General features: G+C 37.7%; 16 protein-coding genes. 13 read left to right on the top strand and 3 right to left on the bottom strand.

Annotated features, from left to right (window positions below; genetic code table 11):
• The first annotated feature begins 290 nt into the window (after positions 1-290).
• The gene (locus ACSBFT_RS02600; RefSeq protein WP_489603300.1) at positions 291-749 is read left to right on the top strand and encodes an Imm44 family immunity protein; all 459 of its coding nucleotides are present in this window, start codon (positions 291-293) and stop codon (positions 747-749) included.
• A gap of 171 nt (positions 750-920) precedes the next feature.
• Here ACSBFT_RS02600 and ACSBFT_RS02595 read toward each other — a convergent pair whose 3' ends face one another.
• The gene (locus ACSBFT_RS02595) at positions 921-1,295 is read right to left on the bottom strand and encodes a hypothetical protein (RefSeq protein ID WP_162628061.1); all 375 of its coding nucleotides are present in this window, start codon (positions 1,293-1,295) and stop codon (positions 921-923) included.
• A 548-nt stretch (positions 1,296-1,843) separates the two neighbouring features.
• Between ACSBFT_RS02595 and ACSBFT_RS02590 the strand changes: the two genes are divergently transcribed.
• The 12 genes from ACSBFT_RS02590 to ACSBFT_RS02535 all read left to right on the top strand — a co-directional run bounded on the left by ACSBFT_RS02590 (position 1,844) and on the right by ACSBFT_RS02535 (position 20,297).
• Complete coding sequence (locus tag ACSBFT_RS02590; protein WP_489603298.1) at positions 1,844-4,138, top strand: heparinase II/III family protein; 2,295 nt, start codon at positions 1,844-1,846, stop codon at positions 4,136-4,138.
• 15 nt (positions 4,139-4,153) lie between these two features.
• Entirely contained in the window at positions 4,154-5,836 is a 1,683-nt protein-coding gene (locus ACSBFT_RS02585; protein WP_463048387.1) for an FAD-dependent oxidoreductase, read from the top strand.
• Positions 5,837-5,844: 8 nt separating this feature from the next.
• A complete protein-coding gene (locus ACSBFT_RS02580; RefSeq protein WP_489603296.1) occupies positions 5,845-6,534 on the top strand; it encodes an SGNH/GDSL hydrolase family protein in 690 nt (229 codons plus the stop codon).
• Between the two features lie 11 nt (positions 6,535-6,545).
• Positions 6,546-8,678, top strand: coding sequence for a right-handed parallel beta-helix repeat-containing protein (locus ACSBFT_RS02575; RefSeq protein WP_489603295.1), 2,133 nt, complete (start codon positions 6,546-6,548; stop codon positions 8,676-8,678).
• A 27-nt stretch (positions 8,679-8,705) separates the two neighbouring features.
• A complete protein-coding gene (locus ACSBFT_RS02570) occupies positions 8,706-10,553 on the top strand; it encodes an arylsulfatase (RefSeq protein ID WP_489603293.1) in 1,848 nt (615 codons plus the stop codon).
• Positions 10,554-10,562: 9 nt separating this feature from the next.
• The gene (locus ACSBFT_RS02565; RefSeq protein WP_489603291.1) at positions 10,563-12,788 is read left to right on the top strand and encodes a DUF7133 domain-containing protein; all 2,226 of its coding nucleotides are present in this window, start codon (positions 10,563-10,565) and stop codon (positions 12,786-12,788) included.
• A 42-nt stretch (positions 12,789-12,830) separates the two neighbouring features.
• The gene (locus ACSBFT_RS02560) at positions 12,831-14,300 is read left to right on the top strand and encodes a sulfatase family protein (RefSeq protein WP_489603289.1); all 1,470 of its coding nucleotides are present in this window, start codon (positions 12,831-12,833) and stop codon (positions 14,298-14,300) included.
• Between the two features lie 205 nt (positions 14,301-14,505).
• Positions 14,506-16,050 carry a sialate O-acetylesterase gene (locus ACSBFT_RS02555; RefSeq protein ID WP_489603287.1) on the top strand — a complete coding sequence of 515 codons (1,545 nt, stop codon included), beginning with the start codon at positions 14,506-14,508 and terminating at the stop codon, positions 16,048-16,050.
• 363 nt (positions 16,051-16,413) lie between these two features.
• Positions 16,414-17,160 (top strand): DUF6250 domain-containing protein, encoded by a 747-nt coding sequence (locus ACSBFT_RS02550; protein WP_489603285.1) that lies wholly within the window; start codon positions 16,414-16,416, stop codon positions 17,158-17,160.
• A gap of 325 nt (positions 17,161-17,485) precedes the next feature.
• A complete protein-coding gene (locus tag ACSBFT_RS02545) occupies positions 17,486-18,187 on the top strand; it encodes a hypothetical protein (RefSeq protein WP_489603284.1) in 702 nt (233 codons plus the stop codon).
• A gap of 13 nt (positions 18,188-18,200) precedes the next feature.
• Positions 18,201-19,118, top strand: a complete 918-nt coding sequence (locus ACSBFT_RS02540; protein ID WP_489603282.1) for a hypothetical protein — start codon at positions 18,201-18,203, stop codon at positions 19,116-19,118.
• Between the two features lie 141 nt (positions 19,119-19,259).
• Entirely contained in the window at positions 19,260-20,297 is a 1,038-nt protein-coding gene (locus ACSBFT_RS02535; RefSeq protein WP_489603281.1) for a Fic family protein, read from the top strand.
• Positions 20,298-20,439: 142 nt separating this feature from the next.
• On the opposite strand, the gene ACSBFT_RS02530 is transcribed toward ACSBFT_RS02535, so the two are convergent.
• Both ACSBFT_RS02530 and ACSBFT_RS02525 read right to left on the bottom strand, forming a co-directional pair.
• Positions 20,440-22,221 carry a RagB/SusD family nutrient uptake outer membrane protein gene (locus ACSBFT_RS02530; protein WP_489603279.1) on the bottom strand — a complete coding sequence of 594 codons (1,782 nt, stop codon included), beginning with the start codon at positions 22,219-22,221 and terminating at the stop codon, positions 20,440-20,442.
• Positions 22,222-22,251: 30 nt separating this feature from the next.
• Positions 22,252-25,470, bottom strand: a complete 3,219-nt coding sequence (locus tag ACSBFT_RS02525) for a SusC/RagA family TonB-linked outer membrane protein (RefSeq protein ID WP_489603276.1) — start codon at positions 25,468-25,470, stop codon at positions 22,252-22,254.
• Positions 25,471-25,737: the final 267 nt, after the last annotated feature.

Below are 25,737 nucleotides of genomic sequence, written 5' to 3'. Positions count from 1 at the left end.
AAGTTCCCAAAACACTACCTATAGTCATTGGTAGTTTATTTCTTATAACAGCAGAAAGCTTGACCAAGATTTATCAGGTGATATGTATATTGCCATTGGTACGACTATCTTGGTATTTGGGTAATTTAATAAGGAGGTTTCAGAGTCCCTTCCGGAGACTCTGTAAAAGGGAAAGAAGGCCTAGAGACTCATATTTCATGCGGTCCTTAGACCGAAAAACATATTCCACAAAGTCAAAAAGACTTTGCGGAGCGAGGATTACCCCCAGGAAACAAAATCTTTAGATAAATATGAAATTTGACATAGCATTAACCATCGACCGAAAGGTACAAAGTAAGGCTTCAATAGTCCATTCCGTTGCAAAGAGGATAGGAGATTTTTTTGCAGACAAAAAATATGGAGTTGGGATTAATGAATTCTTAGTCGGTGTTGCCATTGTAAATCCGTCAAAAGGGTTTGAGCATTTATTCAAAGAGTATAAACCAAAGTTGATACCTTCGAAAAAAAGTATAAATGAATATACCAAAGAAGAAATTTTAATTGAAAAGCAGTTTCATTACTCAATTAGAATTGATGGAGATGACTTTTCAAAATTCACTGAGGCTTCGGAAATAATTTGTCGAGAAATGGTGGTTTCTGCTATTTTTAGTTCATTAAATGCTGCGTTACCAATTTTATCAAAAATTAAAAGTTTTGAGGCCGTGAAGTTTAAAAATGATTGCGACCAATTTTTGACTGAATTCAAATAACTGCTGTGCAAGGTCTTCGACCTTACTTGTATGGAGGCGGTCTTTAGACCGAAAAACATATTCCACAAAGTCTAACCAGTCTGCCGATTTATCCGCCGAATGGAGGACAGGCAGGAAGACTTTGCGGAGCAGGGACTCTGAATGGCTACTGTGAGGGGAAAAAACTGGCCTTCATTGTTGTTTCGATTTATTAAATAATGAGTAAATTCCATGAACAATAGAAAAAATTGCAATTAATCCTAACCATATTTCTAAAAGATCTTTAATCATTCTAGACCAAAATTGAGGCGTCCAAGTTCTATCCATCCGTGTTAAAAATATCAAAATAATAAATAAAGGCAGTGTACTTGTGTTGAAAACTAAACCAATACCATAAGACTGTTTATTCTTTTTAAGGTGCTTAACTAAAAAAAGGTTAATACCCACATGAATTATTCCCATAACAATAAGACCACCCTGATATAAAAAATAGCCAGATGCCAAGCCAAGCAAAATACCAATAGCGGATATAATATTGTAGAACACTATTTCATTTAGTTTAATCATCCTTATCTGAAGCCCTCTCATATATATATCGCCATTCTTTTCCCATCTCAGAATCTCCGTCAGGGACTCTGAGCATTGAATGTAAAAAGTTTCCAAAACACCACCTATAGTCGTTGCCAGTTTATTTTTTATATCAGCAGAATCCGCCCCGCTCCGCAAGGTCTTTTTGACCTAGCGGAATATGTTTTTCGGTCTTCAGACCGATTTAGTGAAATTACACAAATAAACCCTTGTCCAATGGTTTTACCTTTTCCCTCTCAGGGTCTTCGTTAGGGACTCTGAGCAATGAAAGCCAAAGGTACCTCAGCTATCGACAGGATTCCCATCTATAAATAGCAGCTAATTCTTTTTCTCAGCCAAAAACTAATTATTGAACATAGCCAATAATTTCTAGGCTTAAATAAGCACTATTCCCCTCAAATAACTCATAATTTATAGTTCATGAAACATGAGTAATACGCTGGCGGCTAGAAAAGGGATAATATTGCATACAGCAAAAAGTGGAGAAACGCTCTGCTTTTTGAATTATGACACCCTAATCTATAATTATGCTAAGAAGCTTATTACTCCTTTTGTTTTGTGGTTTTGTACTTTCGGCTAATGCCCAAAACAGGAAATATCTGATTTATACAGATGAAAATATTGCTCGCTTAAAAGAGCAAATAAAAAATAACGCATCTGTAAAAAAGAACTGGGAGAACCAGCATCAGCATGCACTTGAATTACTCGAGAAAGAAAAGCTACGGTCTTCAGATGGACTCTTACTTGGCTTAGCCTACAGGCTAACTGGTGAAGAAAAATTTGCGATTAGATTAAAGGAATTACTCTTTGATTACGCCTCCAAAGAAACTTGGGAAGGCAGAACTTTGCTACAAAGAGACCCACCATGGCAAGCTGGATTAGGAACCTCGCACACCAGCTATGATATAGCCATGGGTTATGATAGCATATATGATTTCCTCCCCAAGCAGGAACGTCAAGAATTAGCACAACGCATAGTGGACTTGGGTATAATACCAGCAAAAGAAGACTGGCTAGACCCTGCAAAGAATATGCACACTTTTGACACCATGGGTCATAACTGGTGGAGTGCCTGTGTTTACATGTCTGGTTTTGCTTCTTTAGCGGTAAGAGACGAAATACCAGAAGCTGCCAATTGGGCTAAAGAAACAGAAGATTACACCCAGGAGTGGATGAGCTTCACAGGTAGCGTTCTCCAAAACAAACCGCCAACATTTGACAAAGATGGTGGTTTTTATGAAAGTCTTAATTATGCGGAATATGCCGCTTCGCAATACTTATTATTTCTCTCTGCCTATAAAAACGTGTGGCCAGAAGCCACATACTACCAATCCCCCATTCTAGATAATTTGGGGGATTTTTTCATCAACACCACCTATTATACCAATGGAGAAAATGATTTAGCCGTAAACTTCGGGGATGCAAACGTGCACGCTACTGGCGAAAGAATAATTAAACTCCTATGGTCTGTTGGTTTTCAAAAGGAGCAATATGCTTGGTACTTAAATCAAGTAAAAAATGAAGAATCAAAATATTGGAAGTCTGCAGAAGCATTAGCATTAATGCCAAATTTACCAACGCTGAGTGCTTCTTACGTACCAAACAGCCATAAATCGCACCTTTATGAAGAGATGGGCTGGGCTACTATGAGAAACTCTTGGGATGACAATAAAACCATGTTAGCTGTCAAATCAGGCTTTACATGGAATCACGCTCATGCCGATGCAGGTTCCTATATTTTATTTCATAATGGCAAAAACCTAATCATAGACCCAGGTAGTGCGAGCTATTTGAGTCCACTTTATACCGAGTATTACTGTCAAAGCGAAGCTCATAATGTGGTCTTTTTTGATGGTAAAGCCCAAAACAGAAATGACCCCTATTTTGGAAGTGTTAATTCGGGCTCACTTCATAACCTCATTGAAGGAAAAGACTTTAAATTCTTATTGGCTAATGCCACAGGTCCGTACTCCCATATTCTGGCTAGAAACTACCGTAGCTTTATTTGGGTAGGTGATGTCATTTTAGTTATTGATGATTTATTGGCTTATGAGCCAGGTCAATTTGAGTGGCTATTGCACTATAACGGTGAGTCAAACTTAAAAGGCGGTATTGATTTAAAAATCCAAGAAGAAAACGCCAAAATAAGAGTACGTCCCCTATTTCCTGAGACCTTCCCTCCGGGTGGCGAGCGTCCTCATGACTTCCCTGAAAACATGCGACTAACGGAAAAGATGGGCTATGAAGACCATAAACCTGAAAATAGCAAGCCTTATTGGTCCATCAGTCATTTTGAAAAAACGGCTCGTACCAAATTTGTTTCTGCCATCATTTTAGAAAATGAAAACGAGCTGCCAATTATTACGCGTGACTACGGCAAAAACTATTTAAAAGTATCTATTACCCAAAAAGGAGAAACCACTGTGGTATACTTCAACCTGCTAGCTGACGGACGCCTAAAACACCGCAATAGCCAGATTAGTATAGAAGGTTGGGATACAGATGCCTACCTAACGGTGCTAAAATTTGACGAAAACGCTGACAAAACTGATATCAATAATATCAACGAAGTATTCATTGGCCATGGTAGTTATTTGAGAAGAGACTCTCAGACTTTATTGCATTCGCTATCAAAACATTACACACTTGTAGAAGATTTTGGAAAGAATCCGAAAATAACGTTTGACGGTCAGCCCAATGCTACTATTAACCTTTATAATGCAGAGAAAGTCAAAAGCATCACGCTCAATGAAAATGCAAAAACCGTAAGTTACGATGCGTCAAAAAACACAATACGATTTCAGATAAGAGATAATAAATAACCCTAGAAACAAACAATGAAAGCCCTACCATTAGAAATAAGAAAATTTCAATCCGTACTCCTATTAGCTTTAGTTTTTAGCCTGGTTCAATCAATATGTTTTGGCTCTGAACCCATCAAAAAGCATGATGCTGACGTGATTATTTATGGCGGAACATCGGCAGCCATTACCACTGCAGTGCAATTAAAGCGGATGAATAAAACTGTTTTAATAGTATGTCCAGAAAAGCACATTGGTGGTTTGTCAGCCAGCGGACTTGGCTTTACTGATTTAGGTAATAAAAGTGTAATCGGTGGTATTTCTCTAGAGTTTTACCAAAGCGTTTATGAGCACTATCAAGATGAAGAAGCATGGAACTGGCAACCAAGAAATGAATATGGAAATGTAGGGCAAGGCACCACAGCCATTGACGACAGCCTTAAAACTATGTGGACTTTTGAGCCACATGTGGCAGAAAAAATCTTTGAAGAGATGGTCAAGAAGCATGACATCAAGATTTTAAGAGATAAATGGCTAGACCGTGAAAACGGCGTGGAGATGAAAAATGGCAAAATCGTGTCTATCACCATGTTAGATGGAACAAAGTACACAGGAAAAGTTTTCATTGACGGTACTTATGAAGGAGATTTGATGGCAGCTGCAGGCGTAAAATATCATGTAGGTCGCGAGGCGAACAGTGTTTACAACGAAGAATGGAATGGTGTTCAAAAAGAAATATTTCACCACAGTCACAACTTTGCTGACAGAAAAATAAGCCCATATATCATACCAGGCGACCCATCAAGTGGTGTTTTACCAAGAATCTCTACAGAACCTCCAGGGGAGCAAGGCCAAGGAGACAAAAAAGTGCAGGCCTATAACTATAGACTATGCACCACAAATGCCGAAGACAATGTAGTGCCATTTGAAAAACCTGAAAACTATGACCCTGCAGAATACGAGTTACTAAGAAGGGTATTTCAATCGGGCAGATATTCTATGTTTGGTGGAGGAAAAATTCCAAACATGAAAAGAGATGTAAATAATGTGGGACCTTTTAGTTCTGATGCCATCGGTATGAATTACGAGTACCCAGAGGCCTCTTATGAAAAGCGTAAAGAGATTCTTAAAGAGCACATCAACTACCATAAAGGCTTACTATATTTTTGGGGGCATGATGAAAGCGTACCACAGAGACATAGAGACAACATTAACAAATGGGGACTGTCAAAAGATGAATTTGTAGACAATGGTCACTGGCCTTACCAAATATATGTAAGAGAAGCCAGGCGAATGATTGGGGAATTTGTGATGACTGAAAACGAAATTTTAGGAAGAAGCAAAGTGAGTCAGCCGATAGGAATGGGTTCATACACCATGGATTCTCATAATGTACAACGTTATATTACGGAAGATGGTTATGCACAAAACGAAGGAGATTTAGGGGTAGATGCGGAAGAACCATATCAGATTCATTTAGGTACCATACTTCCAAAAAAAGAAGAATGTAAAAACTTGCTAGTTCCATTGGCAGTGTCTAGTTCTCATATAGCCTTCGGCTCCATCAGAATGGAACCTGTATTTATGATTCTAGGGCAAAGTGCTGGTACATTAGCCGCCTTGGCCATTGATGCTGATTCGGGTATTCATGATGTCAATTATGAGACACTGAAAAAAGAGCTAATTAAAGACAAGCAAGTTTTGAAATTCGTAAAATAGTCATTCTCATGTCAAATTTGATAAAATGCTTTTTCGTACTGCTTCTTTTCGGAAGCTATCAAAATGCCCAATCTCAGCTAATCAATGCTGGAGTAGGTGGAAATAACACCGATAATTTATTAGCTCGTTTAGAGAATGACGTACTAAGCAAAAAACCAGATTTAGTTATTTTGATGGTGGGTACTAATGATTTGCTCAACTCTAAAAAGATGATAAGTTATCAGCAGTATCAGCAGAATTTAGAGCAAATAGTAAAAGCCATAACAGAAAAAGGTAGCAGCATGGTTTTGATGTCCTCCCCTCCTGTAGATTCTACCTATTTATTTGAAAGGCACGACAGGAAGTTATTTGACGCAGCACCTAACGTTAAACTTAATTCGGCTAGGAACATAGTTGCCCAAATGGCCGGTGACCATAATTTGAAATTCATTGACCTCTATCAAGTTTTCACAGACATGGACTTACCCAAACACAACGAAGATTTATTCTTTAGAAATCAAAAAAATAGTGGTGTTCATGATGGTGTACACCCTACCACTCTAGGGTATCATTTCATAGGTGAAACTGTCTTTTACTTTTTAAAAGAAAATGACTTTTTAAAGCCTAACCAGAAAATAATATGCTTTGGAGACTCCATAACCAGAGGAGGTGGAGCTACCTACCCACAAGTATTAGAATCCAAAATAGAGATGAATTAAATACAAGACCCATGAAATTAAAATTACTCTTTTTGATAAGCATGCTATATGTTTCCATATCATGTTCCGATACGGCATCAAAAAATGAAATAGCGTTCTACGTTTCTCCAGATGGTAGTGACACACAGAATGGAAAAAGTGCTAAAAGTCCGTTTGCAACCTTAGAAAAAGCACGAAATGCCATAAGAGAACTCAAGCAAAGCAAAAAGCTAGACAAAGCTGTTACAGTATATCTGCAAGGTGGAACTTATCAGCTTTCAAAGCCCTTTGTGTTGGCTGCTGAAGATTCTGGTACTGAGGAATTCCCAATTACGTACAGTGCTTACAAAAACGAAAAGCCAATAATTAGTGGTGGCTTGAAATTTAGTCAATGGACAGAAACCAAACTAAACGATTATAAGGTGTTAGTTTCAGACTTGTCAAACCTTGAAGGTTATGTTCCCTTTGAACAGTTATGGGTAAACAGTCATCGTGCAATTCAAGCAAGAACACCTAACAGTGGTTATTTAAAAGTGCCAATGTCACAAGGCGAAGACACCAAAGAAGTAAGACGAAATAGTGCTTATGATTTTGCATATCGTCAAGCGGATGAACATTATCTGAAAGATGCAGATGACGGCGTAGCTGTGGTGTTTAATAAATGGTTGGAGTATCATATGCCTATAGACAGTATTGACAGCCAAAACAAAAAGATTGTCTCCACAAAAAAAAGTGGTAGAGCTATTGAAGCTGATGATGATTACTATCTAGAGGGTGGTCGTATTATGCTAGATAAACCTGGTGAGTGGTATCTAGATAGGCAAGCTAAAAAACTGTATTATTTTCCACTAGAAGGAGAGACCGATGTGGTAGCAACAATACCATCTTTGGTAAATGTACTTCGTTTAGAGGGAGATGCCGCTAATAATAAACTTGTTAAAAACATTCAATTTAAAGGAATTACATTTAGCCATACCACATGGATTTTGCCTAGAGATAATGAAGAATCTGGTTATAGCCAAGCAGACATTAAAATGGAGGGTGCTTTGTTTCTTACGGGTGCTAAAGATTGCCTTTTTGAAGCATGTGAAATTACGGCAATTGGTAACTACGGTATCGAAATGTCATTAGGCTGTACCAATAATCGCATTTTACGATGCGATATTCATGACTTGGGTGCTGGCGGCGTTCTTGTTGGTCCTAAACTCCGACCTAAAGCCAAAATAGGACCTGAAGGAATTGGAGGAGAGTTTCCTCCTGTATTAGAAAGGCCATCGGATGCCACTAGTAATATCGAAATAGCGGATTCTAGAATTTATGATGGTGGAAAATATTTTCATTGTGCGGTAGGTATTTGGATTGGGCAGAGCCCGAACAACAAAATACATCACAACGAAATCTATAACTTTTATTACTCTGCCATTTCCACTGGCTGGACCTGGGGGTATGGGGCTGCATTAGCCACCAACAATACTTTTGAATACAATCATATTCACCATATAGGTAAGCTCCAAAATGGTGATGGTTCAGTTCTAAGTGACTTAGGAGGTATTTATACCTTAGGAAATCAAACAGGAACTGTCATTCGAAATAATGAATTTCATGATATTTGGGCTGGAAAATATGGAGGCTGGGCCATTTATTGCGACGAGGGAACTACGAATATATTGATAGAAAACAATCTTGCTTATCGCTGTCGCCACGCAGCCTTTAATCAGCATTACGGGGAAAATAATTTAATTAGAAACAATATTTTTGCTTTTGCAGATGCCAGCGTTGTCATGATGGCAAAGATGCAACCCCACACTGCTTTTATATTGAAAAACAACATTTTACTTAGTGATGGTACGCCAATATATGCTGGTGGTTATGAGTACAATGTGGAACAAAAAGGTGGTTTTATTGCCGACAGTAATTTGGTATGGTCTACTACGGGTAAGGTGCTAGGTGGGCAAAATCGTTTCCCAAGCAGAATTTACGAACCTAAGGAAGCCGTCATGAGTTGGGCCGATTGGCAGACGCTTGGCAATGACAAGAATTCAATCATCGCTGACCCAGGCTTTATAGACCCAATAAATGGTGATTTCAATTTATCTAAAAATAGCCCTGCTTTAGAAATTGGTTTTAAGCCTTTCCCATTAGGTCAGGCTGGACCACGAGACTAGATTTCGAATAGAACTTAACATCAAAAAATGAACTTAAATCAAACCCAAAAACACATGTTCTTGAATCAAGCAAAATACATTTCTTTGCTTTTGTCCATATTCTTATTCATTTCTTGCACATCGCAGGGAGCGAATGATAAAAAGCCAAATGTAATCTTAATCATGGTAGACGACCAAGGTTATGGCGACATAGCTAGTTTGGGAAATGAGTACATCAAAACACCAAATATGGATAACCTCCATGCTAACAGTGCTAGGTTTACCCAATACCACGTATCCCCTACTTGTGCTCCTACGCGTGCTGCTATAATGACAGGGCACCATTCCAATAGGGCTGGGGTTTGGCATACGGTAAATGGTCGCTCTTTGATTTTAGAAAGGGAGACGACCATGGCACAAATTTTTAAAGAGAATGGATACAGCACAGGAATTTTTGGCAAATGGCATTTAGGAGACAATTACCCTTTCAGACCAGAAGACAAAGGTTTTGATGAGGTATTGGTACATGGCGGCGGCGGTATAGAACAAACCATGGATTATTGGGATAATGACTATTTTGACGACACCTATATGCATAACGGAAAGCTTGAAAAGTTTGATGGTTTTTGCACAGACATTTGGTTTGAAAACGCAAAAAAGTATATCAGCGAAAATAAAGACAAGCCTTTCTTTTGCTATTTATCTACCAATGCTGCTCACTCTCCATATTTTGTAAATGACAAATACTCTGACCCATATAAAGACAATGAGAACATCCCCAATGCGGCATTTTATGGCCTATTGGCAAACGTAGATGAGAACATTGGTAAGTTGGTTGAATATCTAAAAGCCATAGAACTTATGGATAATACCATCATCATTTTCACTACAGATAATGGTACTGCCGCTGGAGCCAAAATGGCGAAAGGAGAAGACCGTTTAGATGGCTTTATAGGTACGGGTAATAACGCAGGAATGCGGGGTGTAAAGGCAAGCATGTATGAAGGCGGCCACCGTGTTCCGCTTTTTATTCATTGGAAAGATGGCGGTATTTCTACCGGAAAAGACATTGATGAGCTAACCGCTCACTATGATATTCTTCCTACGCTGATTGACCTTTGTAAACTAAATGCTAGTCCTGACCTAAATTTTGATGGAAAAAGCTTAACGCCACTAATGGCTGGGAATACAGAAGGTTTTGTAGATAGAATAGTCATTACAAATTCACAGCGAATTGAAAATCCTGAGCCTTGGCGAAGAACAGCTTTAATGCAGTCTAACTGGCGATTAATTAATGGGGAAGAATTATATGATTTAGGCACTGACCCAGAGCAGCGTTCTAATATTGCGGAGCAACACCCTGAAAAAATGGATGAGTTTAAAAAGGCTTATGACGAGTGGTGGGCTGAAATATCACCAAGTTATAAAGACCAACCTTACATCTATATAGGGCATGAGGCCGAAAACCCTGTTAAGCTCTATTCGCACGATTGGCATACAGACCAAGTAGCTAGCCCTTGGCATCAAAGGCACATTAGAACAGGATACAAAGACAATGGCTATTGGCTACTTAAGGTAGCGGAAAAAGGGAAATATTCTGTAAAGCTACGCCGCTGGCCAGTGGAAACTAAATTGGCTCTTAATGCAGAGGCTCCAATACGCCCTGCCAAGGAGGGAACTAGCGTAAGTGCAAGTAAGAAAGGAAAAGCTTTAAACATTACAGCAGCCAGAATAGCGATACAAGAGCTCGCTTTGTCTAAAGAAGTTGATTCCAATTCTGAATATGTCGAATTTGAAGTCGAATTAGAAAAAGGTGAAACACAGCTTAAGACCTGGTTGACCTTAGCGGATAAGGAAGAATTAGGAGCCTATTTTGTGATAGTCGAAAAATTATAAGAGCATTAAATGAAACTGAAAAAAAATTACGTATTCCTCCTAGGAATTTTAGCCCTAAGTGGTTGTATAAAGCATTTATATGCTGACAAAATATACCAGAAACCTGAAATAATTCAGGAAGCACCATCCACTTTTCTTTCTCCTGAAGAAAGCATGAAAACTTTTCATTTGCCCGTGGGATACAAAGTAGATTTGGTAGCTAGCGAACCCATGGTAAATGAACCTGTGGCCATAGCTTGGGATGGCGACGGAAGAATGTATGTGGCAGAAATGAACACCTACATGCAAGATGTGGATGGCTCCGGTACCAATAACGCCATCAGTAAAATAAAACTATTGGTAGATACGGATGGTGATGGCAAAATGGATAAAAGCACCGTGTTCATAGATAGTCTGATGTTGCCGAGAATGATTTTACCGCTCAAAGACGAGCTGATAGTAAACGAAACTTATTCTTACGATTTATGGAGTTATAAAGACACTGATAATGACGGCGTAGCCGACAAAAAAGAACGTGTTTATTATAACCCAAACCGTAGAGGAGGAAATTTAGAACATCAGCAAAGCGGATTAGTTTGGAACTTGGACAACTGGGTTTATACCACTTATAATCCCATGCGTTTTAAATTTCAAGCTGGAGGCATACAAGTAGACACCCTTGAAAACATGCCGAGTGGCCAGTGGGGACTTACGCAAGACGAAATGGGGATTAACTATTACTCATCTGCAGGGAGTGAAAACCCAGCTTATGGATTCCAACAGCCTCCTGCCTACGGCAATTATGACCCAGAAGGTAGATTATCAAAAGGTTTTATAGAGCCTTGGCCTATTGTGGGCACTCCAGATGTACAGGGTGGCCCAAAAAGGCTTAGAGAAGACAACACGCTAAACCATTTCACAGGCGTAGCAGGTCAAGAGATTTTTCTTGGGCATAAACTCCCTCCTTCTACCTACGGCGATTTGTTTATTCCTGAGCCAGTTGGTCGACTAATTAGAAGAGCTAAAGTAAAAACCGAAAATGGTAAAAAAGTACTTTATAACGCCTATGATAAAACCGAATTCATGGCATCTACTGACCTCAATTTCAGACCAGTGCAAGCAAAAACTGGCCCTGACGGTGCTTTGTACATCGTAGATATGTACAGAGGAATTATCCAAGAGAGCAATTGGACGAGAGAAGGAAGTTCGCTAAGACCTGTGATTATTAGAAAAGAACTGGATAAGAACATTGGAAGAGGAAGGATTTACAGGATTGTGCATGAAGACATTACCCCAGATGCTCAACCTAAGCTTTTAAGTAAATCAGCATCTGAATTAATTCCATATTTGGGCCACCCAAATGGTTGGTATCGTAACACTGCTCAAAAGCTATTGATATTAATGGACGACAAGTCTGCTGTGGAGGAATTGAAGCATATAGCTGACAGCAATATGTCGTTTTTTGATAAATTGTTTAACCGTGACAAAGACTTTGGAATAGAAAGAGTGCACGCACTGTGGACACTTGAGGGCATGGGCGTGATTGACAAAGAACTAATTACCAAAAAATTAAAAGATTCAGACCCAAGGGTACGCATTACCGCCATCAGATTAAGTGAGAACTTCTTAAGAAATGGAGATGTAAATATCATTTCTAGCCTAAGCAGCTTATTGAAAGATTCGAATATTGAAGTGGTCAATCAACTTGCCTTAAGTTTGAGGTATAGTAAAGACCAAAAAGCTACTGACTTGCTGAATAAAATAGCAGATATGTATTATGAAAACGAAATAGTATCACACGCTGTAACAGAAAGCCTTAAAAAAGATGATTCCGCTTTGGCAAAATTAAAAGAGCAAATTGCCGATAGGAGTCTGGGTGAAAAGCAAAGCATTTTAAGAGGGTACGACTCTTATAAGCAGCTATGTATTACATGCCATGGACCAAACCTAATAGGTATTGCCACAGAAGACGGCTCCCTTATAGCTCCATCACTTATTGGAAGTGAACGCGTGAATGGGGATAAAAAAATACTAAGTAAAATAGTCTTAAATGGACTCATTGGCCCGATAGAAGGAAAAGAATACGGTATTATGATGCCTTTAAAAAGCAATAGTGACGATTGGATTGCGGATGTATTGACTTATATAAGAGCCATGAACAATGAAGACGGTGTTCATAGAAATATAGTAAGAGAAGCAAGAGCAGAAACTGGCGATAGAGAAGACTACTGGACCTTAAAAGAATTGTTAAAATAGCCCACAAGTACCATAATAACCTATTAAACAAAAGTTTACAAAATGAAAAACTCCGCCATAGTACTTTTAATTTTTGGATCCCTATTTTTTTGCTTTACAAGCATAGACAAAAATAAAGGGTCAAAAGAGCAAAAGCGACCAAATTTCCTTTTTGTATTGGCTGATGACCAATCGCCGTTTGATTTACAAACCTATGACCTAAACTCAATTTTAGAAACGCCAAACATTAGCCAATTGGCAAAAGAAGGTATTGTGATAGAGTCTGCAAGACACATGGGTTCTATGAATGGAGCTGTATGTACACCTTCTAGACATATGACGATGTCTGGTAGAACACTATGGCATTTACCTCCCAGTGCTGAGTTTCAAAAACAAACAGGGTCTCACTTTTTAGATGAGCAAACCATAGGAGCCGTTTTTAATAGAGCCGGATACAAAACCATGAGAACCTGTAAAAGTGGAAACTCATACCCCGGTGCCAACAAACAGTTTACCGTAGTACACGATGCTACCAAAAGAGGCGGAACGGAAGAAAGTGGTAGTGCATGGCACTCCAAACAAGTATTAGCATATTTGGATGATAGAAAAGCCACAAAAGAGGAAGACCCGTTTTTTGTTTACTTAGGATTCTCGCACCCTCACGATACCAGAGATGGCACACCGGAACTATTAGAAAAATATGGAGCAGTAAATCATAAAGACGAAAACAGCCTTCCATTGGCCAATCCTAAGCAACCAGTTTTACAAGACAACTACCTAGAAGCTCACCCTTTCTTTCATGGACATCCAGAATTAAGAGATGAAGAGCGTGTAAGTGGCGTATGGAAAAACAGAGACGAAAATACCATTAGAAATGAACTAGGGAGAGAATACGCTTGCTCTGAAAATATTGACATTCAGTTAGGTAAAGTACTCAAAAAACTAGAAGAACTGGGCGAATTAGATAATACCTACATCATTTATACTTCTGACCATGGTATGGCCATAGGACGACATGGCCTACAAGGAAAACAAAACCTCTATGAGCACACTTGGCGTGTTCCTTTTATCATAAAAGGGCCTGGCTTAGCGGCTAATAAACGTGCCGAGGGCAATATTTATCAGTTAGACTTACTCCCAACTTTATGTGAACTGGCTGGCATAGAAATTCCAGAAACAGTAGAAGGAAAGAGTTTTTTACCAGTACTGAAAGGTGAGAAATCAGTAATTAGAGATGTGATGTATGGCGTTTATGCCGGTGGTACCAAACCCGGTATGCGTACCGTCAAAAAAGGTGACTGGAAACTCATAAAATATGATGTAATGGATGGAGCTGTAAGAGAAACACAGCTGTTTAACCTTGCCAAAAATCCAAATGAGTATTTACCAGAACACCACAAATCAGGTGAAATGGAAACTGACTTAGCGGAGAACCCAAAATACGCTGTAAAACTAGCAGAAATGGAGGCTTTGCTACTGGAACAAATGGAGCAACATGACGACCCATACAGACTCTGGAACCAAACTAAATAATATAAATTCAACCCGGTTTATGCATTGGAGAATTGTAATGAGTAGCTAAAGTGTAATAAATCAGACATTTAAACGAGATTAGCATAGCACCGCTCTGGTGATTGAGTTTAAATGAGTTTACGAACTGATTTGAAGCAATTTAGTTACGGTCCCGATAGCTATCGGGAGATTTTTTAATGTATAAAGCGGGTTCAACCTTAAATTCATGAAAAAACACTTACAATTAGTCCTTCTAGTCTTATTCCTTTATCCCCAATTTGTTTTTGCGGATGTTAAGTTGAATGCTCTTTTCACAGACCACATGGTGATACAGCGAGAAACAAAAATTCCAATTTGGGGTTGGGCGGATGCAGGCGAAAAGGTTACCATAAAAGGTAGCTGGGGAAAGAAAGCAAGTACGGTAGCCGACAAAAACGGAGCATGGAAATTGACTTTAAAAACACCCAAAGCAGGTGGCCCGTACCAGATCACCGTTTCTGGAAAGAATAAAATATTAATTGATGATGTTTTGTCTGGAGAGGTTTGGCTTTGCACAGGACAATCTAATATGGATTTTGCCCTTGAAAAGTTTTTAAACAACTCTAAAGACCCCAAACACCAACCCTTAGTTGAATACGTAAGAAATGAAGTTGCACAAGCAAACGACAACCAACTTCGGCACATTGAAGTTCTTCAAAACACTTCCGTATATGAAAAACAAACCGATTTTAGTGGTAAATGGATAAGTGCCAAAGGAGAAGACGTCAAGAAAATTTCTGCAACAGGCTACTTCTTTGCAAAAGAATTAAGACAACAGCTCAACGTGCCCATAGGTTTGGTGGAATGCTCATGGGGAGGAACAAGAATTCAACCTTGGATTTCGGAAGAGGCCTTTTTGGCTGACCAAAACCTAAGAGAATACTTCTTGGCCAGTAGGAAGGAAACAGAAAACAGTATAGAGAATTGGGAGAGCCAAGCAAAACCTACAGGTAGCAAAAAAGCTAAAGTGCATCCGCTTAAAGATATGCAAGTGCCAGCCACGCTGTATAATGGCATGCTCAATGCTGTTATACCCTATGCCATAAAAGGAGCTATTTGGTACCAAGGCGAGAGTAATGCCGTAAATATGCCGAATGACTACGAAACCATGTTTACCACCATGATAAACAGTTGGCGAGCAGATTGGAATCAGGGCGACTTCCCATTTTATTGGGCACAACTGGCGGCTTGCAATCGCGGAAATGACACCGCCGACAAAGGCTGGGCTACCGTCAATGACAAATTACGTAGAACTTTAAAGCTTCCAAACACAGGCATGGCTGTGCTGTATGATATTGGCGAACCACGCGACATACACCCACACAACAAAATGGATGCGGGTAAGCGACTCGCTCTTTGGGCTCTGCAACAAGATTATAATATCGAAGTAGCTGCTGTAAGCGGTCCTTTGTACAAAACTAAGACCATTGATGGTAACAAAATTGAGATAGAATTTATGGAGGTGGGTTCTGGATTAATGGTTGGTTACAAAAGTTTGATGGACCCAACCATCCCGGTAAACGAGCCTTTAAAATGGTTCGAGATTGCCGGTGTAGATGGTGTTTGGAAATCGGCCGAGGCCAAAATAAATGCTTTTAACAAAATTGAGGTGTGGAATGCAAATGTACTAAAGCCAATAAATGTTAGATACGGTTGGTCTGGAAACCCTGAAGGTGCAAACCTTTATAACAAAGAAGGCTTACCAGCGGCCGTTTTTTCTACCGAACCATAAACTTCAACTACTAGCATCCGAGAAAAAAAATAACAGCATGAATTCCTTATATCGCCCTGTACTGTTTGATCACAGACTAAATTCTGAAATCAGAAGGTTGTTTTATTAGTAATTGGTTATTAGAATTTGGGATGTGTGAGTTTACAGGCGGTCGGCCGCTGCCGTGCCGTTTTTTTTGGTTCGTTTTTTTTCAAAAAAAAATGAACTCCCCACTGGAAAGTGAGCCGAGAAAAGGTTGGGGACATTTTTTGAAAATTCAGAAAAAGTGGCTATTGAGACAATTAAAGGCCACTTTTCACTAAGTTAAGAATTTAATCAGACGCCAGTAAATTCCATTAATAACAAACCAATTAATCACAAATCATGAAAAGTAGACATCTGATTTTTACGCTCTCTATATGCTTTTTTTCACTCATTGTTGTTCTATCTTCTTGCAATGTCAACTCTAAAAAGATAATTATCAATGATAAAACTTACACGAGTAAACTCATTTTTGAAGATGATTTTGACAAAGGATTAGAAAACTGGAAAGTAGAGCAAATGCCTAAAGGCAATACTATGATCAATAAAAGTAAACTAGAAATAGACGATGTTTCTGGCTGTACGGTTTGGTTAGATAAAAAACTAGAAGGGGCTATTAGCATTGAATATGATGTATTTATCATTCAAAACGGAGGAGCCAACGACCGTGTTTCAGACCTCAATTGTTTTTGGATGGCCAACGACCCGCAGAATCCAGAAAACCTGTTTGCAGCATCAGAAAAACGGGGTGGCAAGTTCTCAAATTATGACTCCCTAAAATTATACTATATGGGTGTAGGAGGAAACGACAATGGCACCACTAGGTTTAGAAGGTACATAGGAAACGGAGAAAGGCCTCTCCTACCTGAACATGATTTAAAAGACAGCAAATACATGCTAGAACCAAACAAAACCTACCACATAAAGATTATAGCCAAGAACAACACAGTCCAATACTATAAAGACGATGTCCTGTTTGTGGACTTCACCGACGAAAACCCTTATACGTCAGGGTATTTTGGTTTTAGAACGGTTAAAAATCACATGACTATTGACAATTTCAAGGTCTTTAAGATTGAAACAGAATAATAAGTGTTTAATTGTAGACTTGACACCTACTAGTATTATTTAGCAACATTAAAGACTGAATTTTGCTGACAGCTTTTACCGACGGCCAGCATTGTAGCCTTTTTTCTTGAGACGCTTTAGCTGTGTTTGAAATTCAATCTACTCCCACTTAGCAACGCATCAATTTACAAGACTCAAAAATCCTTTGGACTAGGTATTTTTACTACATTTATTATCCGTAAAAGGCGGGTTTGTATATTACACAATACCAACCAAAAAGGGGATGCAGATATAAGCTCGCTATGTGTAATTAAAAAAATGACATCGAACTATTAATTCAGTCAAAGTGAATATATTCTCTTATCATTTAGTAGAACTTCCTTTTTTTGACGCAATCAAGAGAATATTCTCGAATCCAATTTCCAATAACATTAAAGGATTGATTCACTCAGAATCCATGACAGCGATGACCTTAGGTTCTCCAATCTTTTCTCCCTCTAGAGTTCTAATAGGTCAAATAGCAATTTTTATACAATGGGAAAATGAAAATGCACTTGAAAATTATTTGGAACATGACAATTTTGGAAGAATTCTAGCAAAAGGATGGCACGTGCGTTTGTCTTTTATTAGAGAATGGGGAAAGTTTAGTGGTTTCAAAATACCCGATTATAAAGACAAATTGGAAAGTCCAAATTCTCCAGTAGTTGCTGTAACAATAGCAAGAATGAAACCTTTTGCTGTACCTAGATTTATACATTGGGGAAAACCTGTAGAAAAACTAGTAAGAGACCATCCAGGAACTACTCTTTCATTGGCATCAGTAAAGTTTCCGAATACAGTCTCAACTTTTTCACTTTGGAAAACGGAAAAAGAAATGACAGATATGGTTCATGGTCATAGTGCGGTTGAAAATCCTAAAAGACATTCCGCTGCAATGAAAGAAAGAGAAAGAAAAGACTTCCATTTTGAGTTCACTACTTTAAGATTTAAACCTTTGGCCGAGTTTGGTCAGTGGAAAGGAGAATCAAATTTTATTCCCAACACTTAAGGGGTTTAGTAAAATGGGAATAGCACATAAAAAACAAAGCATACAAGATTGGATTACTCAGCAATGGGTTATTGCTTTTGGGAAGAGAATTGATAGAACAAATTATAAATGGCTTTTAGGCCCTTTTGGAGGCTCAAATGGTATTGGTCATAAATTCATCAAGCAATTAGCAGAAAAAGAACATTTAGTAATTGATAATAAAAAAATAGACAAGGGATTAATTAAATCAATCGACCAGTTAAATCTGTCCACAGATGAACTAAAGGCTTTATCCCAAGATGTGATTGACTTTTATGAGAATACATCTAATTATGACCTTAGATTAAAAGCAAAATGGAATCCAATATTTAAAGGTTTCGGCATTTTGGTAAGAATAATTTTTAGTAAAAGAATAGAACAATTAAATGTTCCAATTCAAAACGTAGAGGACTCATCAGGATTGACAAGTGAAATAATTCAACTACACGATTCTAAAACAAATGAAGTTAAAAGAACGATTTGGCTTCGAGCATTTAAATCGACGGGGCAAGTAGTTTATTCAGGTGTTTATGAAACTTGTACCATACCATCAGGTAAGACATGTATCAAAGCAATTTTTCCTTTGCCAAATGGAAATGCAACAGTCATTTTAACTCCTAAAATTGGGAAAAATGGGGATCTCATACTAGATTCCGCAGGACAAGAAATTGGAGATAGCGGGTTTTACTTTTTGCTGAAGGATTCAAAAGGACAATTATGGACTAAGTTCATTAAATCATTTAAAGACAAGTTAGTGGTAAGAAGTGTAAATGATAGAATTACTGCCACGCAAACTTTAACTTTATGGAATTTAAGAGTTCTGAAATTTGAATATGAAATAAAAAAAACTACACATAAAAAGGTGTATGGTGCATTGCACCCTGCGGGATACGCACCATCTACAAACCGTTAAGCGTAATTTGAAACGTATCATTACCGTATATTTTCGTATCCCAACGTATCATTATCTTCAAATTCATATCGTATCATTATCGCATATTTTCGTATCTTATCGTATATTTATTGAAAGTATGCTAACGAACTTTGTTATAATATGAACCAAGTACACACATTAAATATTGAAATCGATTGGAAATTAATTTCAATCATTAGCAAAATAGACAGGTTTGACGCAGAATGGACCTCAATCGAAAAAAAAGAAGGTCAAAGTCTAAAACAACTAAAAGCAATAGCAACAGTACGAAGTGTCGGTGCTTCTACAAGAATTGAAGGTTCTAAAATGAGTAATGACGAAGTTAATGTTCTATTAAGTGATTTAAGCATCGACAAATTAGAAGATAGAGACTCTCAAGAAGTTGCTGGTTATTTTGAAGTTTTAGATTTAATTTCTGAATCTAATGACGGAATTGACATAACGGAAAATTCTCTTAAAAACTTACACCATAGATTACTAAAATATAGTGCTAAGGACGATTGGCATAAAGGAAATTACAAACAACTTAGCAATAGTGTAGAAGCGACATTCCCAGATGGCTCAAAGCAAATAATTTTTGAAACAGCTAAACCGGGAATAGAAACTGAAGATGCAATGAGAGCGTTAATAGAATGGTATACTAATGACCTAGAAACACATCCATTAGTAAAAACCGCAATATTTTGTTACGAATTCGTAAGTGTTCATCCATTTCAAGATGGTAATGGCAGACTTAGTCGATTGCTTTCATCTCTATTACTAATAAAGTTTGGATATAAATGGATTCAATATGTAAGTTTTGAACATGAAATAGAAAACCGAAAAGTAGAATATTATCAAGAATTAAGAAAGTGTCAAGCTCAGCGACCTGGAGAAGAAATTACTCCATGGATACATTTTTTCTTTGATGCCTTAATTAATATTCAAAATCAACTTATGGCAAAACTTAATACTGAAGGAATAGAATCAAGTCTTTCACCAAAAGAAAAATCTATTTTAGTATTTATTTCAGTTCATCCTGGAACAAAGTCAGGTGAAATAGCAATTAAACTAAACATTCCAAATCCCACAGTTAAAAAGATACTATCTGAACTTGTGAGTAAAAATCTTATTGAAAAATATGGTTCAGGTCCAGGAACAAATTATGGTATAAAATAGGACCAGAAATAGTCCCTAGCGAAGCACTCCCCATTCTTTAGACATTGACAAAAAAAAAACGACTACAGACAAATGTCCGTAGCCGTTCCTAAACCTATTCAACTATTGTATTCTTTTATAACCAACCAGGATTTCGAACCATTTAGTATCCTGAATTTTGTCTTAAATTATCATTTAACCCCGTCTGAGATGTAGGCAATGGGAATAAATAATCATCTTTAGTGAAGTTACGAATTCCAGAAGGCTGTACGATAAGACACCTTCTTTGACCAACTCCAGTCATAGTGGTTTCTTCTCCGTAACCATATTTAGATGGATCATATAAGGCCTTGTTACCTTCATACACCGTACCTTCAATAACAGCACCATATATAGTTTCGCCTAATTCTTGCTCCGCAATACCCCAACGTTTAAGGTCATTAAACCTTGTTCCACTTTCTGCGTAAAGCTCAATAGTTCGCTCTCTTCTAATTTCAGTTTTTATATCCATGTTATTAGCAGATAGAAAGGCGTTTGTTATTCCAGGTAAACCAGCTCTGGCTTTCACCAAATTAATAGACTCAGCCATTTGAGCATCCGTTAAACTACCGTTTAACTCATAAAGAGCTTCGGCATACATCAAATATACTTCTGCCAAACGTATTAAAGGCATGTCATAAGCTTCAGTCGTTGTCGCTCTATAAGCCTCATCGGTTCCATATTTCCAAGTCATGAACTTCGAATTGAAGTAACCGAAATTATTTGTTCCATTTAAAAGCACATCGCCGTTTTGAGGAACCTCACCAAGATTTTTATGATAGGTAAAATATGCCCTCATTCTATAGTCTCTGTTTTGGAACTCATCAGGTGTATTTGCATAACCTTGAAACTTTGGAGATTGAGCTATAGGCAAACCATCATCACATAAAAACATATCAATCATTTTTCTGCTTGGTTTCATACGCCCTTCATAAACGTGACTTACTAAAGTACCGGCCTGTCTGAAAGTAAAATCGTACTTATTATAAAGAATAAATTCCTTATTAGTTGCCTTATCAAATCCACCTGGGTTAGACCCACCATCTTCAAGATTAAATAAGAAGTTTGAACTTAAATTATCAAGTTGCTCATTGTGATCCCAAAGTTCAAAACCACCGTTATCCATTACTGTTTTAGTTAAGGTAACGGCTTCTTTAAGATAAGTGTTAATGTTAGATTCAGAAAAACCTGCACTACCAGCTCCTGTTGTTGTGCCATCTCCATCCGTACTTGTACCAACATATTTCATCCAAGTAGCCTCATGCAATAGCACGTTTGCTTTAAATGCCATGGCTGCCCATTTGCTTATTTTCCCTTTATCTCCACCTGCAATATCCTGTTCTGCAGGCAAACCTGCTATAGCATCATCTAAGTCAGATAAAATTTGAGCAACCACTTCGTACCTGCTATTACGTGCTCCAAAAAGTGCTTCTGAATCAACATCTAAAGGTTCTGTTACTAAGGTAACACCTCCAAATCGCTGAACTAAAAAGAAATACTGCCAAGCTCTATGAAATTTAGTGGCAGCTACATACGCATCAATATCATTTCCTTCATAGGCCTCTGCTCTTGCCAATAAAAGATTCATGTCACGAATAGCAGCGTAAGGAGCTGAATAGTAGGCATCTTCCGCTGCTGCCTGAGTATCTCCTCTACTATATTCTTGCATACCACCGTCTTCGGTATAGCCAACTAAATCAGAGCCATGACCCGAATATATGCCTTGGTCATTCCATCTTATCAGGTTGGTATAAAACCTATTAGAACCTGTTAAAAAATGCTCCGCTTTGGTATAGTAAACATCGTCTGTTATTGAAGCGGGAGGTGTTAAATCTATAAACTTATCTTCACAAGATGTAAAGAGCACCATTACGCATGGTATAATTATATTTATTATTCTTTTCATTATTCTATAATTTTTTGATTGAAATTAAGCTTAAAGGGATATTTTTAAGCCCGCTGCCCAAGTACGCATAAATGGATAAACACTTTCATTTGTACTTTCTCTAAATTCTGGGTCATAGCCGTCTTTTACACTGGTAAATTCGAATAAATCATTTCCTGATAAATAAATTCGTATGTTATCAACAGATGTTTTACCCAATTTTACCCCTCTAATATTATAACCTACAATGAGAGACTTCAATCTCAAATATCTGTTGTTTTGTAATATATGGTCTTTACTTCTATAGTTCCAGCTAGACAATCCACGTTGCGTTGTTAATCTCGGAAACTCCGCGTCTGTATTATCTTCTGTCCATGTTCTACCTAACCAAGTATTAGATTGGTTCTGCCATTCTGCCTGAAAAGGTTGAGCAAAATAACCTGTTCTATAGATTTGCTGATTAAGAACTCCTTGGAAAAAACCACTTAAATCAAAGTTCTTATACTTTAAATCAAAGTTTAAACCATATACATAATGGGTAGCATTATCGCCCATGTATGTTAAGTCATCAGTGTTAATGGTTCCGTCTCCATTAGAGTCTACAACTTTCATGTCTCCAGGACGTAAAGCGTCATTAGAGGTTTGTGAAGGTAAAATTCCTCCAGGCTTAAGACTGGAATAATAGGCATTCACTTCTTCTTGAGAGCCAAAATATCCATCCGTTTCCCATAAATAAAATGAGTTAATTGGTTTTCCCAAAATGTTTCTACCAGCACTTGCAGCATTTAAGTTCTCAACAATAGATTGTGCTCCATCATATTTAGTGATTTCGTTTCTGCTATCACTCATATTAGCACTTATGGCTAAATCTAAATCATTACCAATTTTGTTTCTCCAGCCTAACATAGCTTCCCATCCTTTTGTCTCTAAAGTCCCTATGTTAGTGAATGGAGCAGAGGTTCCTAGTGTCTGAGGCAAAATCCCTCTAACTAGCATACCAATATTATTTTTTTTGTATAGGTCAAATGAACCAAACAATTTATCCTGTAACAATCCGAAGTCTACACCAATTTCTGTTGTAGCAATACGCTCCCATGTTGTAGTACTACTAAATAAACTACTAGCTCTTGAAGTTGCCTGTTGTGAAGCATTAGTTTGACCAAAAACAGTAGTACCAAAACCAACTGTTGATAAATATCCGAAATCACCAATACCTGAGGTACTTCCTAATTCACCATAACCTCCTCTTATTTTTAAGAAGGATATCAGATCATTGTGTTCTAAGAAACCTTCTCTAGACAAGACCCAACCAGCTGATATACTACCATAATTAGACCATTTACTTCCTTCTGCAAATCTTGAAGACCCATCTCGTCTACCTTGCAATTCTAGTAAATACTTACCTTTGAAATCATAATTTAAACGTCCAATGTAACCGAAAGCTCCCCAAGTACTACCTCCACCTGAAGTTGAAACAAGTTGATCAGTTGCTCCAATATTTATGTCGTATACGCCATAATCAACAAAACCATTTCTTCTTAAATAATACTCATCAAGTATGTTTTTCTCTGCTTCTATACCTGCTAATCCAGACACATTATGGTCTCCAAAACTATTAGTATAGTTTAAAACTGCTTTATAATTGTTATAGGTAATGTTACCATCTCTCCCACTAGGCCCAGTTCCTTCTTCAATAAAAGTTGTATTATTTATATTATTAGAGAAACCTCCTTGCCAACTATATAGCGGTACTGAGACTGCATATCTTTGCCAAACGCTATTTTGCTTACTAAGGGCATAAGAGCCGGTAAGGTTTAAATGGTCAGTTAATTTATAAGTAGCCTGTGCTGATATTTTAAACTGCTCTCTCGTTAAGCTTTCACGGCCAGCATCTTTAACTTGGGCTATGGCATTTCTATCACCAGTAATATTGACTCCCCCAAAATTGGCATAGTATTGTCCGTCTGCATTATAAGTCGGAAATAAAGGAGCATCCCAAGTAGCAGCTTCTCTAGCTAAACCTGCCGCAGGCCCAGAAAATTTATTATTAAAATAAGTAATGTTAGTGTTTAGACTTAATCTATCAGTAACGTCAATACCATAATTTGCTGAAAAATTATATTTATCAGCAGTATCATCAGCAACTTTTAAACCACCAACATTTTTATCATAGCCAGCAGATATACGATAATTACTTTTAGCAGTACCACCAGAAACACTAAGGTTTGTTTGATTAGAAGCTGAGTTACCAAACATCTCATCAAATTTGGCTGAATTACCTAACCATATGTTTCCATTAATTGGTAAATCATAATATCCTTCTTCACCAGAAGCAATTCTTTCTACCGTTGCACGATCATTCCAAAAGAAATAGCGAGGAGGTTTATTAGATGCTAAATCTTCATCAACCGCCGCTAAATAAAGCTGTCCATATTCAGACATTGTTGGTGATGGTGGACGAATACCCACTGTACCCATACGAAAAACTGAACTTAATTCAACTTTAACATCGCCTTTTCCTTTTTTAGTAGTCACCAAAATAACGCCACCAGCAGCACGAGAACCATATACGGATGCAGACCCTCCTTTTAAAACACTGACACTTTCAATGTCATTAGGGTTCATATCATTAAAAGATGATGCATTTATAGATGGAATACCATCTATAACAATAAGAGGAGCTATTCCATTAATAGAGGAGGCTCCTCTTATAAGAAAACTAACACCTTCATCACCTGGTCTAGATGAACTACGGCTAACAACTAATCCAGGAGTTCTACCTTGAAGAGCTAGGGCAGGGCTTCCTACTGCTAAATCTTCGAATGCTTCTGATGTAATTTGTTCTACAGCTCCTGTTAAGGTTTCCTTTTTTGCCGTTCCATAACCTACAACGACAACCTCATCAAGTAATCGGTCATCTTCCTGTAAAGCAATATTAATTACTGTCTGACTGTTAACAGTCACCTCTTGACTTTCGAAACCTATAAAGCTAAAAACCAATATTGCATTGGCATCTACATTATCTATAGTATAGTTTCCTCCGCCATCAGTAAAAGTTCCTTTTTGGGTTCCTTTTACTAAAACATTTACGCCTGGCATTCCCAGGTTGTCACTAGAAGACACAACTTTCCCTGTTACCTTTGCATTAATCTCTGATACTTTTTCAGCAGCAAATACTGGTGTAATGGCTCCTGAAGCAAGAATGCCTATTATCCAAAATAGACTCAAAAAGTGATACAGATTTCTTAGATTATGTTTAAATTTTGTCATAAAAATTTGCCGTTAGGGTTAAAAAATAAATTTTGATTTTGACTCAATAAATTGATAGAACAATATTAGAGACAATAGGCAAGAGAGCTTGTAAATTATAATCCAAAAGCTATAAAACATCGTCCATTTTAGTCGATTATTTATCAATATTCACCTACCACAATGCATTATTCCACGTTTTAGGAGATATTCTTTACTTTTATTAAGATTTTATTGGACTCCTTAGCCAACCAGAATTACACCCTTGAATTATTAAAAAAATACCAA

Source organism: Arcticibacterium sp. SM2516, assembly GCF_057914865.1.
The sequence above is the reverse complement of the archived record's forward strand: the minus strand, read 5'-3'. Positions and strand labels throughout refer to the sequence as shown.

Excerpts from the sequence above, each read along its gene's own strand:
- ACSBFT_RS02600 (WP_489603300.1), top strand. The coding sequence starts at position 291 with ATGAAATTTGACATAGCATTAACCATCGACCGAAAGGTACAAAGTAAG.
- ACSBFT_RS02595 (WP_162628061.1), bottom strand. The coding sequence starts at position 1,295 with ATGATTAAACTAAATGAAATAGTGTTCTACAATATTATATCCGCTATT.
- ACSBFT_RS02590 (WP_489603298.1), top strand. The coding sequence starts at position 1,844 with ATGCTAAGAAGCTTATTACTCCTTTTGTTTTGTGGTTTTGTACTTTCG.
- ACSBFT_RS02585 (WP_463048387.1), top strand. The coding sequence starts at position 4,154 with ATGAAAGCCCTACCATTAGAAATAAGAAAATTTCAATCCGTACTCCTA.
- ACSBFT_RS02580 (WP_489603296.1), top strand. The coding sequence starts at position 5,845 with ATGTCAAATTTGATAAAATGCTTTTTCGTACTGCTTCTTTTCGGAAGC.
- ACSBFT_RS02575 (WP_489603295.1), top strand. The coding sequence starts at position 6,546 with ATGAAATTAAAATTACTCTTTTTGATAAGCATGCTATATGTTTCCATA.
- ACSBFT_RS02570 (WP_489603293.1), top strand. The coding sequence starts at position 8,706 with ATGAACTTAAATCAAACCCAAAAACACATGTTCTTGAATCAAGCAAAA.
- ACSBFT_RS02565 (WP_489603291.1), top strand. The coding sequence starts at position 10,563 with ATGAAACTGAAAAAAAATTACGTATTCCTCCTAGGAATTTTAGCCCTA.
- ACSBFT_RS02560 (WP_489603289.1), top strand. The coding sequence starts at position 12,831 with ATGAAAAACTCCGCCATAGTACTTTTAATTTTTGGATCCCTATTTTTT.
- ACSBFT_RS02555 (WP_489603287.1), top strand. The coding sequence starts at position 14,506 with ATGAAAAAACACTTACAATTAGTCCTTCTAGTCTTATTCCTTTATCCC.
- ACSBFT_RS02550 (WP_489603285.1), top strand. The coding sequence starts at position 16,414 with ATGAAAAGTAGACATCTGATTTTTACGCTCTCTATATGCTTTTTTTCA.
- ACSBFT_RS02540 (WP_489603282.1), top strand. The coding sequence starts at position 18,201 with ATGGGAATAGCACATAAAAAACAAAGCATACAAGATTGGATTACTCAG.
- ACSBFT_RS02535 (WP_489603281.1), top strand. The coding sequence starts at position 19,260 with ATGAACCAAGTACACACATTAAATATTGAAATCGATTGGAAATTAATT.
- ACSBFT_RS02530 (WP_489603279.1), bottom strand. The coding sequence starts at position 22,221 with ATGAAAAGAATAATAAATATAATTATACCATGCGTAATGGTGCTCTTT.
- ACSBFT_RS02525 (WP_489603276.1), bottom strand. The coding sequence starts at position 25,470 with ATGACAAAATTTAAACATAATCTAAGAAATCTGTATCACTTTTTGAGT.